Annotated in this window: 12 protein-coding genes and 1 tRNA gene; 2 read left to right on the top strand and 11 right to left on the bottom strand. The window is 49.3% G+C overall.

The window, feature by feature from the left end:
• Window positions 1-16: 16 nt before the first annotated feature.
• From lpxD to F7D47_RS00030, 8 genes are all read right to left on the bottom strand, one after another.
• Window positions 17-1,051: a UDP-3-O-(3-hydroxymyristoyl)glucosamine N-acyltransferase gene (lpxD, locus tag F7D47_RS00065; RefSeq protein ID WP_118253930.1), complete on the bottom strand. Its 1,035-nt coding sequence runs from the start codon at window positions 1,049-1,051 to the stop codon at window positions 17-19.
• 202 nt (window positions 1,052-1,253) lie between these two features.
• Window positions 1,254-2,096: an orotidine-5'-phosphate decarboxylase gene (gene pyrF / locus F7D47_RS00060; protein WP_153086381.1), complete on the bottom strand. Its 843-nt coding sequence runs from the start codon at window positions 2,094-2,096 to the stop codon at window positions 1,254-1,256.
• Between the two features lie 55 nt (window positions 2,097-2,151).
• Complete coding sequence (gene prfA / locus F7D47_RS00055; protein WP_006847233.1) at window positions 2,152-3,261, bottom strand: peptide chain release factor 1; 1,110 nt, start codon at window positions 3,259-3,261, stop codon at window positions 2,152-2,154.
• Between the two features lie 55 nt (window positions 3,262-3,316).
• Window positions 3,317-4,465: an AIR synthase-related protein gene (locus F7D47_RS00050; protein WP_118078683.1), complete on the bottom strand. Its 1,149-nt coding sequence runs from the start codon at window positions 4,463-4,465 to the stop codon at window positions 3,317-3,319.
• A 59-nt stretch (window positions 4,466-4,524) separates the two neighbouring features.
• Entirely contained in the window at window positions 4,525-5,271 is a 747-nt protein-coding gene (locus F7D47_RS00045) for a shikimate dehydrogenase family protein (RefSeq protein ID WP_153086380.1), read from the bottom strand.
• A 12-nt stretch (window positions 5,272-5,283) separates the two neighbouring features.
• Window positions 5,284-6,018, bottom strand: coding sequence for a bifunctional demethylmenaquinone methyltransferase/2-methoxy-6-polyprenyl-1,4-benzoquinol methylase UbiE (ubiE, locus tag F7D47_RS00040; protein ID WP_006847237.1), 735 nt, complete (start codon window positions 6,016-6,018; stop codon window positions 5,284-5,286).
• An 11-nt stretch (window positions 6,019-6,029) separates the two neighbouring features.
• A complete protein-coding gene (locus F7D47_RS00035; RefSeq protein WP_006847238.1) occupies window positions 6,030-6,980 on the bottom strand; it encodes a phosphoribosylaminoimidazolesuccinocarboxamide synthase in 951 nt (316 codons plus the stop codon).
• A gap of 79 nt (window positions 6,981-7,059) precedes the next feature.
• The gene (locus tag F7D47_RS00030) at window positions 7,060-8,046 is read right to left on the bottom strand and encodes a PhoH family protein (RefSeq protein ID WP_022120453.1); all 987 of its coding nucleotides are present in this window, start codon (window positions 8,044-8,046) and stop codon (window positions 7,060-7,062) included.
• Window positions 8,047-8,278: 232 nt separating this feature from the next.
• On the opposite strand from F7D47_RS00030, the gene F7D47_RS00025 reads away from it, so the two are divergent.
• Window positions 8,279-9,154, top strand: coding sequence for a DUF5715 family protein (locus F7D47_RS00025; RefSeq protein WP_194252637.1), 876 nt, complete (start codon window positions 8,279-8,281; stop codon window positions 9,152-9,154).
• Window positions 9,155-9,243: 89 nt separating this feature from the next.
• On the opposite strand, the gene F7D47_RS00020 is transcribed toward F7D47_RS00025, so the two are convergent.
• The 3 genes from F7D47_RS00020 to F7D47_RS00010 all read right to left on the bottom strand — a co-directional run bounded on the left by F7D47_RS00020 (window position 9,244) and on the right by F7D47_RS00010 (window position 12,888).
• On the bottom strand, window positions 9,244-11,499 hold the full coding sequence (locus F7D47_RS00020; protein ID WP_153086378.1) for a cation:proton antiporter: 2,256 nt from the start codon (window positions 11,497-11,499) through the stop codon (window positions 9,244-9,246).
• A 57-nt stretch (window positions 11,500-11,556) separates the two neighbouring features.
• The gene (pepT, locus tag F7D47_RS00015; protein WP_153086377.1) at window positions 11,557-12,780 is read right to left on the bottom strand and encodes a peptidase T; all 1,224 of its coding nucleotides are present in this window, start codon (window positions 12,778-12,780) and stop codon (window positions 11,557-11,559) included.
• Between the two features lie 34 nt (window positions 12,781-12,814).
• Window positions 12,815-12,888, bottom strand: a tRNA-Arg gene (locus F7D47_RS00010).
• A gap of 255 nt (window positions 12,889-13,143) precedes the next feature.
• Between F7D47_RS00010 and asnA the strand changes: the two genes are divergently transcribed.
• A complete protein-coding gene (asnA, locus tag F7D47_RS00005) occupies window positions 13,144-14,181 on the top strand; it encodes an aspartate--ammonia ligase (RefSeq protein WP_118078677.1) in 1,038 nt (345 codons plus the stop codon).
• Window positions 14,182-14,711 lie beyond the last annotated feature (530 nt).

Raw genomic sequence — 14,711 nt, 5'->3', positions numbered from 1 at the left:
CCGTGCCTTATTATTTTTAATTGTTTTTCTTTAATTCTTCAATCTGCTTCTTCAGGTCGTTGAGTTCCTTGTACATGTCAGGCAAACGACGGAAGATAGCCTGAGACTTGAAGTAAGCGCGCTGCTCCATAGGAGGAGTTCCGATGAGCTGCTGGCCGCTCTTGAGGCTGCCCGGAACACCGCTCTGGGCACCGAGGAACACCTTATCGCCGATAGTGATGTGGCCGGCAATACCCACCTGACCGCCAAACATACACCATTCGCCTACCTTTGTACTGCCTGCTACACCTACCTGAGAAGACATGACGGTATTGGCACCGATGTCGGTATTGTGGGCAATCTGTACGAGGTTGTCGAGCTTTACGCCCTTGCGTACGTAGGTAGAACCCATTGTAGAACGGTCTACACAAGTATTGGCACCAATCTCTACATCGTCTTCGATGGTAACGATACCAATCTGAGGAATCTTGTCGTAACCTTCAGGACCTGGAGCGAATCCGAATCCGTCGGCACCGATTACACAACCGGCATGAAGCGTAACGTTATTGCCTAATTTACAGCCGTGATATACGGTAACGTTCGGATAGATGAGTGCATTTTTACCAATCTTCACACCCTCTCCGATGTAGGCATGAGGATAAATCTGGCTACCTTCGCCTACCTCTGCACCATCGCTGATATATGCGAAAGCACCTACATATACGCCTTCAGCCACCTTAGCCTTTGGAGATACGAAAGCCAGCGGATCGATGCCGGTCTTCTTAGGCTTCATGGATTCGTACATCTGCAGGAGCTTAGCCACACACTCGTATGCATTCTTCACACGGATGAGGGTTGTGCTGACAGGATGTTCCAATTCTACGGTTTCATCAATGAGTACGATGCTTGACTTGGTTTCGTAAACATAATGAGTGTATTTAGGGTTAGAAAGGAACGAGATAGCGCCTTCCTTACCTTCTTCGATTTTTGCGAAGGTGTTGACTGTTGCGTTCTCATCACCTTCCACACGGCCCTGAACGAACTGGGCTATTTGTTGAGCGGTAAATTCCATAATTTATCTGACTTCTAGTTTGTTTTATTTAGGTTCCCAAGGCATCATTACCTTTAGGTAACCGCAATTTGTTTGCAAAAATAGCAAAAAAGATTTAGATTCTCGACTTTATTTTGTAATATTTTGCTTTTTCGCCCCATAAAAAGGTATTTTTTAGGCGCAAAGCCTCTTTTTCAAGATACTTTGCGCCTAAATCGAGTTTTTATAACTTAGCAAGTTCTGCTGCCATTTCTGCCTGCAACTCCTTAGCTTTCTGAGCTGCTACCTCAGCAAAGTCATCGCCGTTGCTGGCATAGATGATGCCGCGGGAAGAGTTGACGAGCAAGCCGCAGTCCTTGATGATGCCATACTTGCAAACCTCCTGCAGGCTGCCACCCTGTGCACCTACGCCCGGTACGAGGAGAAAGTGGTTAGGAGCCACCTTGCGGATGTCTTCGAACATCTTGCCCTGTGTAGCGCCTACTACATACATCATGTTCTCATCGTTGCCCCATTCCTGGCTCTTCTTGAGAACCTTCTCGAAGAGGCGCTCGCCCTCCTTATCCTCGGTGAGCTGGAAGTCGTGGCTACCCTTGTTGCTGGTCAGTGCCAGGAGGATAACCCACTTGCCGTCATACTCGAGGAATGGCTTGACTGAATCCTCACCCATATAAGGAGCTACGGTTACTGAGTCGATATTGTACTCCTCGAAGAATGTCTGGGCATACATCTTGCTGGTGTTGCCGATATCGCCGCGCTTGGCATCTGCGATGATGAAGTGGTTTGGATAGTGGCTGTGGAGATACTTGATGGTGTTTTCGAAGGCAATCATGCCATCGATGCCGCGGCTCTCATAGAAAGCCAGGTTTGGCTTGTAAGCCACACAGTATGGGGCTGTTGCGTCGATGATAGCCTTGTTGAATCTGAATATCATTTCGGCTTCTGCGCCCTGGATATCTTCACTCTCGGTGATGCACTTAGGCAACTTGTTGATATCTGTGTCAAGACCTACGCACAAGAAACTCTTCTTGGCGAAAATCTGCTCTACGAGTTCTTTTCTGTTCATAATGGATTGATATGATGATTCATCGCCCCGAAGTACGGAACGATGAATCGGGGTTTTACAATTCTGTTTCTTTCAGCTTCTCTGCGTTCTCGGCTACGGTCAGGGCATCAATCATGTCCTGAATATCACCTGCCAGGAAACCATTGAGATCGTGAGTGGTGTAACCGATACGGTGGTCGGTAACACGACCCTGTGGGAAGTTGTAGGTACGGATCTTCGCACTGCGGTCGCCGGTAGAAACGAGGCTCTTGCGGCGGCTGGCGATATCGTCAACATACTTCTGGTGCTCACGGTCGTGGATGAATGTATAGAGGCGGCTCAGGGCACGCTCCTTGTTCTTTGGCTGGTCGCGGGTCTCGGTACACTCGATGAGGATTTCCTCTACCTCGCCTGTGTTAGGGTTTTTCCAAGGGTAGCGGAGACGTACACCAGACTCCACCTTGTTCACGTTCTGACCACCGGCACCTGAACTTCGGAAGGTATCCCACTTGATGTCACCTTCGTTGATGTTCACCTCAAACTTGTCTGCCTCTGGCAATACGGCCACGGTAGCAGCTGAGGTGTGCATACGGCCCTGTGTTTCAGTAGCAGGCACACGCTGAACACGGTGAACACCTGATTCGTACTTCAATGTTCCGTAAACGTCAGTACCGCTTACAGCGAAGTCGATTTCCTTGTATCCACCTACTGCGCCTTCAGAAACAGAAGTCACGCTGACGGTCCATCCCTTCGATTCGCAGTATTTCTTATACATATTAAATAGGTCGCCTGCAAAGAGGGCAGCCTCGTCGCCTCCGGCACCGCCTCGGATTTCCATCTGTACGTTCTTGGCGTCTTCTGGGTCCTTAGGTACCAGCGCAATCTTGATTTCTTCTTCGAGTTTAGGCTGCAGCGCCTCGTTCTCGTTGAGTTCTTCGCGAGCCATCTCCTTCATTTCCGGATCGCTCTCGTTGGCAAGGATGTCCTTTGCCTCCTTGATGCTGTTCAGACAGTTGATGTATCGCTTGCGTGCGTCCATGATGTCACCCAGGTCTTTCCATTCCTTGGTGAGCTTCACGTAGCGTGGCTGGTCGGCGATGACATCTGGGTCGGTAATGAGGGTGCTTACTTCCTCGTATCGGCTCTCTAAGCCTTCTAGCTTCTGTAATATGTTGTTATTATCCATTGATTTTAATGTTGAATGTTGAGTGTTGAATGTTGAGTTGACACTAACATTGTTTTTAGTATTCGAATGTTCCGAATTCGCTCTTGATGGTCAGGCTGCGCTTGCCTTCTTCGATGTGACCCACAATCTGGGCATCGATGTTGAAGCTCTTGCTGATGGCGATGACCTTCTCGGCAACCTCAGGACGAACGTAGATCTCCATACGGTGACCCATGTTGAATACCTGATACATCTCCTTCCAGTCGGTCTCTGAACAGTCGTGGATCGCCTTGAAGAGTGGAGGTACTGGGAACATGTTGTCCTTCACTACCTTGCAGTTCTCGCCTACGAAGTGAAGAACCTTGGTCTGGGCACCACCGGTGCAGTGAACCATACCGTGAACCTCTGGGCGGAGCTCATCGAGAATCTTCTTGATGACCGGAGCGTAGGTACGGGTAGGAGAGAGTACCAGTTCTCCGGCATTGATAGGTGAACCCTCTACCTCATCAGTCAACTTATACTTACCGCTGTAAACCAACTCCTCTGGCACGGCGTGGTCGTAGCTCTCAGGATAGTTCTCTGCGAGATACTTGGCGAATACATCGTGGCGGGCAGAAGTCAAACCGTTGCTGCCCATACCGCCGTTGTACTTCTTCTCGTAAGTAGCCTGACCTGTAGAAGAAAGACCTACGATGACATCGCCTGGACGGATGTTGGCATTGTTGATGACGTCGCTGCGCTTCATGCGGCAGGTAACGGTAGAGTCAACGATGATAGTACGAACCAGGTCGCCTACATCGGCAGTCTCACCGCCGGTAGGATAGATGCCGATACCCATCTCACGCATCTCGTGGAGCAGGTCGTCAGTACCGTTGATGATAGCTGAGATTACCTCGCCTGGGATGAGCATCTTGTTGCGGCCGATGGTAGAGCTTACGAGGATGTTGTCTACGGCGCCTACGCAGAGCAGGTCGTCGGTATTCATCACGATAGCATCTTGAGCGATACCTTTCCATACAGAGAGGTCGCCCGTCTCCTTCCAGTACATGTAGGCCAAGCTCGACTTGGTACCTGCACCGTCGGCATGCATAATGTTACAATACTCTGGGTCGCCGCCCAAGATATCAGGTATGATCTTGCAGAAAGCCTGTGGGAAGATACCCTTGTCGATGTTCTTGATAGCGTTGTGAACATCTTCTTTTGCTGCGCTAACACCGCGCATCATATATCTATTGTTACTCATATTCTTACTTTGAATTTTGTTCTTTGAACTTTATGATATGCTTATTTTTCCTGGTGCCAGAAATCCCATGATGCAAAGGCTTGCAACAAGAGCATTTCCAAGCCATTCTTTACTGTGGCTCCGTGTTCTTTGCCCTTCTTCATGAAGAGGGTTTCGTCGGGATTGTAGATGAGGTCGTAGAGCAGGGTGTGGCTGTCCATTGCCTCGTAAGGCAGCGCAGGACACTCGTCTACGTGTGGGTACATGCCCACTGGGGTACAGTTTACGATGACGTTATACTCCTTGATAACCTCAGGGGTGATTTTTTCGTACTGGATAGTACCCGGACGCTCGTATCGACTCACGAAGACCGTCTCCAGTCCGAGCGATTTCAGACCGAAGTTGATAGCCTTTGAAGCTCCGCCTGTACCCAGGATGAGAGCCTTCTTGTGATAAGGCTCGATATAAGGTTCGATGCTCTTGGTAAAACCGATTACATCGCTGTTATATCCTTTCAGATAAACATCTTCGCCTCTGTGCTCCACCTTGATCACGTTGACGGCTCCGATAGCATTCGCCTCAGGGCTTACCACGTCGAGATAGCTGATCACTTTCTCCTTGTAAGGAATGGTGACGTTGAGACCCTTAAGCTCAGGATTTGAGTCGAGAATCTCTGTAAGATTTTCGATAGAAGGTATCTCGAAGTTGATGTATTGGGCATCGATGCCCTCGTTCTCAAACTTTTCGTTGAAATAGTTTTTTGAGAACGAATGCCCCAGAGGGTAACCTATGAGTCCATACTTGTCCATAATATTTTTGTTTTATTTGGTTGCGAAATAGAGTGTGCAGATGCCGAAGGTGAGTCGCTTGAACTCTGCCTTTGCGAATCCTGCCTTTTTGAACACCTCCATCATGACCTCGCCCTGAGGGAATGCCTCGATGGTCTTGTTGAGATAGCTGTAGGCGCTCTGGTCTTTGCTGATGAGTTTTCCATACATCGGCAAGACAGTGTTGCTGTAGATGCTGAACAGCTGCTTCATCGGGAAACTGACCGGCGTGGTGAGTTCTACGATGCAGAGATGTCCGCCTTTTTTCAGTACCCGGCACATTTCCTTCAGTCCCTGATCCAGGTTCTGGAAGTTCCTGATACCGAAGGCTGCGGTTACAGCGTCGAAGCTCTCGTCCTGGAACGAGAGGTTGAGGCAGTCTTCCTTGGCAAAGGAGATGGTGTTTTCCAGTCCTAGCTGCTTTACCTTCTGTCTGCCTATCTCCATCATGCCTTCCGAGATGTCTGCTCCGATCAGCTGGTCGGGATGTAGCATCTGTGCGGCTAGGATGGCGAAATCGCCGGTACCGGTAGCGATGTCGAGCATCTTTTTAGGAGAGAAGGGCGCAAGACGCCTGATTGCCTTCTTGCGCCATCCCTTATCGATATCCCACGAGAGACGGTGGTTCAGGGTATCGTAGGTAGGGGCGATGTTGTCGAACATCTCCTCTACCAGCTTGCCCTTGTCTCCTGTGCCCTCGTAGGGCTTTATCTGTTCTTGCTTATACATTTATATATAGTTTACTTGTGTGCAGCAAGCCACTCGCTTACATTCTTCTCGATGCGGGCAGCGATGTCGCCTTCCTCTGCAGCCTTGTCAAACTTCTCGCCGGTGATGTGCTCGTACAGCTCGATGTAGCGGTCGGATACGCTCTCTGCATACTCGTCGGTAATCTCTGGCATAGTCTGGCCTGGCTCGTTCATGAAGTTGTGCTCGATGAGCCACTGGCGAACGAACTCCTTAGAGAGCTGGCGCTGTGGTTCACCCTTCTCAAACTTCTCCTCGTAACCGTCAGCATAGAAGTAGCGGCTAGAGTCTGGAGTGTGGATCTCATCGATGAGATAAACCTTGCCGTCGCGCTTGCCGAACTCGTACTTGGTATCTACGAGGATCAAGCCCTGCTTGGCAGCGATTTCCTGACCGCGGGCGAAGATGCGGCGTGTGTAGTCTTCCATCACAGCGTAATCCTCTGCACTAACAATACCCTGGGCGATGATCTCTTCCTTAGAGATATTCATGTCGTGACCCTCGTCAGCCTTTGTAGTAGGGGTAATGATAGGCTCTGGGAAACGCTGGTTCTCGCGCATACCGTCTGGCAACTTCACACCGCAGATCTCGCGGCAGCCCTTCTGATACTCGCGCCATGCACTACCGGTGAGGATAGAACGGATGATCATCTCCACGCGGAAACCTTCGCACTTCAAACCTACGGTAACCATTGGGTCTGGAGTAGCCAACTTCCAGTTTGGACAGATGTCTGTAGTCGTGTCCAGGAACTTAGCTGCAATCTGATTGAGCACCTGTCCTTTGAAAGGGATACCCTTAGGCAGAACAACGTCGAACGCTGAGATTCTGTCGGTAGCGACCATCACGAGGAGGTCGTCGTTAATGTCATACACATCACGTACTTTACCGTGGTAAACACTCTTCTGTCCATCAAAATGGAAATCTGTCTTTGTTAATGCTTTCATTTTACTTTGAACTTTGAATTTTGAACTTTGAACTTTATGATATGCCTTGAGTAATCATTCTGTTCATTCTTAATTCTTATTATTTTGAATTATCTTTTTCTGCTTTCTGAGCTTCCCGTGCTTCCGCTCTCTCCTTGTCATACTTGTCGTATGCGTTGACGATGCGGGTTACGAGTTTGTGGCGCACGATATCCTTCTGTCCCAGCTTCACCACTCCGATGCCTTCCACGCCGTCCAGAATCTTGAGCGCCTCTTTCAGTCCGCTTCGCTGTTCGCGTGGCAGGTCAATCTGTGTCAGGTCGCCGGTGATGATCATCTTGGTGTTCATGCCCATACGGGTAAGGAACATGCGAATCTGTTGGGAGGTAGTGTTCTGCGCCTCGTCGAGGATGACGACGGCATCGCTGAGTGTGCGTCCGCGCATAAAGGCGAGCGGAGCAATCTGGATAATGTGCTTTTCCATCATATCCTGCAGCTTTACGGCAGGTATCATGTCTTCCAGCGCATCGTAGAGCGGCTGGAGGTATGGGTCAATTTTGTCTTTCATATCGCCAGGCAGGAAACCGAGTTTTTCGCCGGCTTCTACGGCTGGTCGTGAGAGGATGATTTTCTTGATGGCTTTCTCCTTGAGGGCCTTTACGGCAAGGGCGATGCTGAGATAGGTCTTGCCGGTACCGGCTGGTCCCACGGCAAATACCATGTCGTTCTTCTCGTAAGCATCTATCAGCTGCTGCTGGTTTTCGCTGCGGCTCTTGATAGGTCGGCCACTGATGCTGTATACCAGCACGCCTTTCACGCTGTCCGCCTTGGTCTGTTTTCCTTTCACGATGTCCAGGATGTCTTCATCATTGAGCATGTTGTATTTAAGCAAGTGCTTGCGCATCTGCTCAATATCCTCTTCCACCTTTGCCATTTCCTCTTCGTCGCCGAGCACACGAATCACGTTGTCGCGTGCCACGATACGCAACTTAGGATACAGCGATTTAATCATCTGCAGGTGGGCATTGTTCACACCGTAGAACATCACTGGATCGATATCTTCGAGTACAATATGTTTCTCTATCAAAATGTCTTAATTCTATAAAGTTTAAACTGTCCTATCTAATATTTTGTTATATAACGCTGCAAAATTACTACTTTTCCATGAAATGAGCAAATTTCGGCGAATAAAACATTCTTTAAATATTAAAAAAGCTATTTTTTCGAGAGATTTTGTTACCTTTGCAGCTAAAATTGGCGATGCGGTTCCCGTTTTGCCTGAAGAATATAGAATATTATTTCGTGAAAATAAGATAATTATGAAGATTAGTAAGAACAGATATTTACAGGGTTTTGGTATTGTGGTTTTGCTTTTGGCGCTGGTGAGAGTCATCTTCCCGGGAGTAGCAAAACCGAAGGTTGCGGCTGCTGGTGCGGCTGATTCTACGCTCGTGGCTGCGAAGGATTCGGCTGCTTCTGATGCTTCTTCTGCTGAAATTTCTGATGCATCGGCTGATGCTGAAGGGAATGTGGCTGAGGACCTGAAGAAGGATGAACTCTCTGTTATGCCTGATACGGCACAGGGCGGCAAGCCTTCTATCTTCTTCGACAAGGATGGCAAGGAGGTGAAGCATCGCATCTTCTCGGTGCCTCATTTCGGCAATACTTTCCCCGACCAGCAGGATGTGCAGATTCTGGCGGCGACTAAGCATGGTGTGAAACCGGTACAGAACCGTCTGGAGGCGGAGAACAGCAAGGGCAAGCTGGTGTATGTGGGCAGCAATCCTTTCTTTTATGTCGACAAGCTGAACAACAGCATTCCTTACCTGGTGCCTCGCGCCTCTGTGCTGCTCCAGGATATCGGCCGTGCCTATTTTGATTCGCTGCAGATCAAGGGCATTCCGCTGCATAAGATTATCGTGACGAGCATTCTGCGTACCAAGGATGATGTGGCGAAACTGCGTACCCGAAACGGCAATGCTACCGAGAATTCGTGCCATCTTTATGGTACTACCTTCGATATCTGCTACAACCGCTACAAGCAGATTCAGACCCGTGAACAGCCTCGCCGACAGGTGCAGAATGATACCCTGAAATGGGTGTTTTCCGAGGTGCTCCGCGATTTCCGCAACAAGAACCGCTGCTATATTAAATATGAGGTGAATCAGGGGTGCTTCCATATCACCGTGAAGTAGTTCCTTCTCTCAGATGAAAACGAAATAAGCCTTACTTGAACACCGGACCAACTGGTTCCGGATGCCAAGTAAGGCTTATTTGTTTTCTGTTAATTCTTAATTCTCTTCAAATCTGCTTCTTCACCCACTATCCAGATGATGTCTCCCTTCTTGAAGACTCGGGTAGGGGATACGTGCGTCAGATTCTCACGACCTTCTTCCAGTCCTACAACCATGCAGTTGTACCGGTCTCTGATACCGCTTTCGATGAGCGTCTTGCCCAGGAATTCGCTGGAAGAAGAGATGATGAGCTGGCTCAGTTTCATTTCGCGCTTTTCTATTTCAGCCTCCTCAGGCAGCAGGTCGCTCTGCAGGGCGGTGTTGAATTTCTGCAGCTGGTCGTCGTTGCCGATTACCTGCAGTTTGTCGCCCGGGAAGATGATCATGTCGCCGTTCGGGATGTTCAGCCGGTGAGAGCCGCGGTGAATGCTGCTCAGGTCTACACCGAACCGCTGGCGCAGATGCAGTTCTCGCAGCGATTTGCCCGTCCAACTGCTGTCCTCTGGCACTTCAAATTCGCTGATGTGGATATCCCGGTCCAGCAGTCTGCCCTCGTAGAGCGGCCGCTTTTCGCCATTCACCTGAGCCGCAATATCGCGCGAGCGAAGGTTGTGAACGAAGACGCGCTCCATCACGATGCTACGCTTCTTGATGCGGCGGGAGGTTATCATCAGCATCACTACTGCTGCACCGATGCAGACAATCAGCGCATTGGTAAAGCGCGAGAGGAAATTGATGATATAGAAGATGAAAGCCAGTGCTATCATAAAGCGCACGAACACCGTAAAGAGCAACGGCACGCGGTTGATGCTGCTCTCCACCCAGAGGCGTTTCCACTCGGCACTGTGGTTCTTCTTCATCACGATGGCGCGCAGGAACGGTGAGATGAATAGGACGGTGAGCAGACCGGTGATAGCGTTGGCATACCAGTGGAGATGCCAGCCTGGCAGCAGATTGCGCATCAGTGGCAGCACGAAGGTGAACATCAGGGCGATGACGGCTGCCGAGAGGATAGAGTAGGCGGTGGTGTTGACCAGCATCTGGCGGATCAGCGATTTCCACTTGCTCTGCTGCTGCGTCTGGGGATGACTCATCGCGAAATGGTTCAGAATATGGATGAGCTTGTCGGGCAGATGTTTCTCCATTACCTGATAGGTAGGTGTGGCAAGACGAATCATATAAGGTGTAAGGAAGGTGGTGATGACGCTCACCGCTACCACTACCGGATAGAGGAACTTGCTGATGACGCCGAGCGACAGACCCAGCGAGGCGATGATGAAAGAGAACTCACCAATCTGAGCCATCGAGAAACCGCAGCGCATCGCCGACTTCAGCGACTCGCCTCCGAGCATGAAGCCGAAGGTGCCGAATATCGCCTGACCTACCAGGATCGTACCCACCAGGGCGAGGATAGGAACGGCATATTCTACCAGAATCTTCGGGTCTACCAGCATACCTACCGATACGAAGAAGATGGCTCCGAAGAGATTCTTTACCGGTTCTACGAGTTTGATAATCTTCTCTGCCTCAATGGTTTCTGCCAGTATGCTGCCCATAACGAAGGCTCCGAAGGCGCTGCTGAAACCCACCTTGGTGCTCAGTACCGCCATGCCGCAGCACAGACCCAGCGAAACGATGAGCAGGGTTTCGGCATTGATAAGTTTCCTCACCGAACGCAGGAACCACGGAATGGCGAAGATGCCCACGATAAACCACACGCCCAGGAAGAAGCCTATCTTCACGATAGAGGCAAGCATCTGCCCGCCGTCGGGACTGCTTCCGCTCGCTATCGCCGACAGCATCACCATCATCACGATAGCCAGGATATCTTCCAGTATCAGTACGCTCATCACCATCGAGGCAAACTTCTGGGTGCGCAGCCGCATATCATCGAATGCCTTATATATAATAGTGGTAGAGCTCATGGCGAGCATACCGCCCAGGAAGATGCAGTCCATCCTTCCCCAGCCGAAGCTGTGGCCTACGCTGATGCCCAGCATCATCATGCAGAACACGATGACCACGGTGGCGATGATGGGAGAGGCACCCATCTTCACGATTTTCTTGAACGAGAAGTCAAGACCGAGCGAGAAGAGGGTGAAGATGACACCGATGTCGGCCCAGGTCTGGATGTCCGTCTCGTCGACTACCGACATGGTGTAGGACATGTGTGGCGAAACCAGGAATCCCGCCATGATGTATCCCAGCACCAGCGGCTGCTTGAGCCTCTTGAAGATGAGGGTTACGATGCCTGCTACCATCAGGATGAGGGCGAGGTCTTTTACTAAGAATGGAATTTCAGCCATATTTTTCTGTTTATGAAAAAGGGGAATTTAGATGTGTCTAAATTCCCCATATCTGTATTAGTCGTTAAATTCTTCTGTGATTTCCGCAATCTTCACGATGGTCTTCACTACCTTCTCCATTACCTGGATGCTCACAAACTCATGAGGGCCGTGGAAGTTGACACCGCCGGCGAAGATGTTAGGACAAGGCAGACCCTTGAAGCTCAGCTGGGCTCCGTCTGTACCGCCGCGGATAGGTTCTACGCGAGGTGGAACACCGCTCTCCTGCATCGCTCTGAGCACGATGTCGATGACGTGCATGTTAGGATCAATCTTCTCCTTCATGTTATAGTACTGGTCGTAGATAACCGCCTTTACGGTTCCGTCGCCATACTTCTCGTTCATCTTGTTCACGCAGTCCTCGATGAAATCCTTGCGGCTTTCAAACTTGTTGCGGTCGTGATCTCGGATGATGTAGCTGAGTTTTGCCTCCTCGCAGCGGCTCTCGATGCCGATGAGGTGGTAGAAACCCTGGTAGCCTTCAGTCTGCTCAGGAGTCTCGTTCTCAGGAATCATGTTCTGGAATTCCACAGCCAGTCGGCTTGCATTCACCATCTTGCCCTTGGCATAGCCTGTATGAACGCTCACGCCCTTGATGACGATCTTGGCTCCGGCAGCATTGAAGTTCTCGTATTCCAGGTCGCCCAGGTCGCCGCCATCTACGGTGTACGCCCAGTCGCAGCCAAACTTCTCTACGTCGAAATGATGTGCACCCATACCGATTTCCTCGTCAGGATTGAAACCTACGCGGATATCTCCGTGCTTGATTTCGTCGTGGTCGCGCAGATAGCACATAGCCTGTACGATTTCAGCGATGCCCGCCTTGTCGTCAGCACCCAGCAGGGTAGTACCGTCTGTCACGATGATATCCTCTCCCTTGTGAGCCTTCAGTTCTGGGAAAGTCTCAACGCTTGAGATGATGCCCGGGCTCAGCTCGATGTCGTTGCCGTCATAGTTCTTGATGACGCGCGCCTTTACATCCTTTCCGCTGGCATCAGGCGATGTATCCATGTGTGAAATAAATCCGATGGTAGGAGTCTTTTTCTTGGTATTGCTCTTCAGAGTGGCATAGATATAGCCCATGTCATCCATTTCGACATCGCTCAGTCCTTCGTCCTCAAGTTCCTTCTTCAGGTACTTGGCAAATTCGAGCTGTTTTGCCGTACTAGGCACGCTGGTCGATTCTTCGCTCGACTGTGTGTCGAATTTCGTATAGTTTATAAATCGTTCTACTAAATCCATGTTTTCAATTATTAATCATTTCTGTTGTTTCGGGTGATCTCGGTGGGATTCAAACCCACGACCTTCAGAACCGGAATCTGACGCTCTATTCAGCTAAGCTACGAGACCTTCTCCTACCGCCCGTTTCTCCGGTTGTATGACATCGAAACGGAAGTCGACTGCAAAATTACTGCTTTTATTTGAAATAACCAAATATTTGGGGCAGATTTTTTCATATATATAATGTGTATTTGCAAATTATTCTACAAAATGCTACTAAAAAACTTAAAAATGCTATCATTTTGCGAAAAAATACGGAAAAATGCTTGCAGATTAATTATTATTTTGTACCTTTGCAGCGCAAATACTAAATATGAAATAAAAATGAGCAATTTGATAAAACCTGAAGGGTACAAGGCGCTGCTGGATATGCGCCAGACCGAAATGGGTATTAAAATGATAAAAGAATTCTTCCAGCAAAACTTGAGCACCGAGCTCCGTCTGCGTCGCGTTACCGCTCCGCTCTTCGTATTGAAGGGTCTTGGTATCAATGATGACCTGAACGGCGTAGAGCGCCCTGTAAGTTTCCCTATCAAGGATTTGGGCGAAGCCCAGGCTGAGGTGGTTCATTCTCTTGCCAAGTGGAAGCGACTGACGCTTGCCGAGTATGAGATTGAGCCTGCTTATGGCGTATATACAGATATGAACGCCATCCGTGCTGACGAGGAGCTGGATAATCTTCATTCGCTCTATGTTGACCAGTGGGACTGGGAGGCTGTGATTACCAAGGAAGACCGTACCATCGCCTTCCTCGAAAATATCGTGCGCCGCATCTATGGTGCCATCTTGCGTACCGAGTTCCTGGCTTGCGAGCATTATCCTCAGTTGAAGCCTTTCCTGCCTAAGGATATTCATTTCATTCATGCGCAGGATTTGCTCGATATGTATCCAGACCTTTCTCCTAAGGAGCGTGAGGATGCTATCTGCAAGAAGTATGGCGCTGTATTTGTAGAGGGCATCGGAGGCAAGTTGAGCGATGGCAAGAAGCATGATGGCCGAGCTCCTGACTATGATGACTGGAGCACCGTGGCTGAGAACGGCAAGATGGGACTGAATGGTGATATCCTCATCTGGTATCCTGTTCTGGGTCGCAGTTTCGAGCTCAGTTCTATGGGTATCCGTGTCGACAAGGAGAGTCTGCTGCGTCAGCTTAAGCTGGAGGGCAAGGAGGATAGAGAGAAGCTTTACTTCCATCAGCAGCTCCTGAACGACAAGTTGCCTCTGAGCATTGGTGGCGGTATCGGCCAGAGCCGTCTGTGCATGGTATTGCTTCATAAGGCTCACATTGGTGAGATCCAGGCTAGCATCTGGCCTGAGGAGATGCGCAAGGAGGCTGAGGAAGCGGGCATGAACCTCATCTAGGCCTTTCTGTCGGTGTGTCATGGTGTGTACTGTGATGTGCTGCATATTCAGTTGATCTTTTTAAGATAATAATAATTTGCTTACGAAGGCTCCCGGTGCTTTTCTGCATCGGGGGCTTTTTTGTTTTATACCTTGAGGCTGTGTTTTACAGCCTCAAGGTCTGCGCTTCATGGAAAAAAATGAATACGGTGCAAAAGTACTACAAAATTTCCGAACCGCCAAATTTCACCCTGCAGAGTTATGTTAAACCGATTTTAACATTCCGGCTTTCGTAGTTAAACAAAAAAAGTCGTAGAGTTGCGGGGGAGAAAACTATATTTTGTAAAATGTTTCTCTGTGTGTTTTGAGCAAGAAAACAATGAGATGCTATGAAAAAAGCCATTTCTTCTGACTACTTCCTTTTTACCCAGAAAGCGTTACAGTGTGACAGTTGTGACAGTTGTGACAGTTTTCAGCGCCTACCCCTCCTTTCCTTTCTTTAGAGGTAAATTATTATATATAAATATATATATAATAATTTAAATATATAT

The organism is Segatella copri, assembly GCF_009494835.1.
Classification (GTDB): domain Bacteria; phylum Bacteroidota; class Bacteroidia; order Bacteroidales; family Bacteroidaceae; genus Prevotella; species Prevotella copri_F.
This window is presented reverse-complemented; position numbering and strand designations above follow the sequence as displayed.

Coding starts and splice junctions, on each gene's coding strand:
- lpxD (WP_118253930.1), bottom strand. CDS start 1,051: ATGGAATTTACCGCTCAACAAATAGCCCAGTTCGTTCAGGGCCGTGTG.
- F7D47_RS00045 (WP_153086380.1), bottom strand. CDS start 5,271: ATGGACAAGTATGGACTCATAGGTTACCCTCTGGGGCATTCGTTCTCA.
- pyrF (WP_153086381.1), bottom strand. CDS start 2,096: ATGAACAGAAAAGAACTCGTAGAGCAGATTTTCGCCAAGAAGAGTTTC.
- F7D47_RS00025 (WP_194252637.1), top strand. CDS start 8,279: ATGAAGATTAGTAAGAACAGATATTTACAGGGTTTTGGTATTGTGGTT.
- asnA (WP_118078677.1), top strand. CDS start 13,144: ATGAGCAATTTGATAAAACCTGAAGGGTACAAGGCGCTGCTGGATATG.
- F7D47_RS00035 (WP_006847238.1), bottom strand. CDS start 6,980: ATGAAAGCATTAACAAAGACAGATTTCCATTTTGATGGACAGAAGAGT.
- F7D47_RS00020 (WP_153086378.1), bottom strand. CDS start 11,499: ATGGCTGAAATTCCATTCTTAGTAAAAGACCTCGCCCTCATCCTGATG.
- prfA (WP_006847233.1), bottom strand. CDS start 3,261: ATGGATAATAACAACATATTACAGAAGCTAGAAGGCTTAGAGAGCCGA.
- F7D47_RS00050 (WP_118078683.1), bottom strand. CDS start 4,465: ATGATGCGCGGTGTTAGCGCAGCAAAAGAAGATGTTCACAACGCTATC.
- ubiE (WP_006847237.1), bottom strand. CDS start 6,018: ATGTATAAGCAAGAACAGATAAAGCCCTACGAGGGCACAGGAGACAAG.
- pepT (WP_153086377.1), bottom strand. CDS start 12,780: ATGGATTTAGTAGAACGATTTATAAACTATACGAAATTCGACACACAG.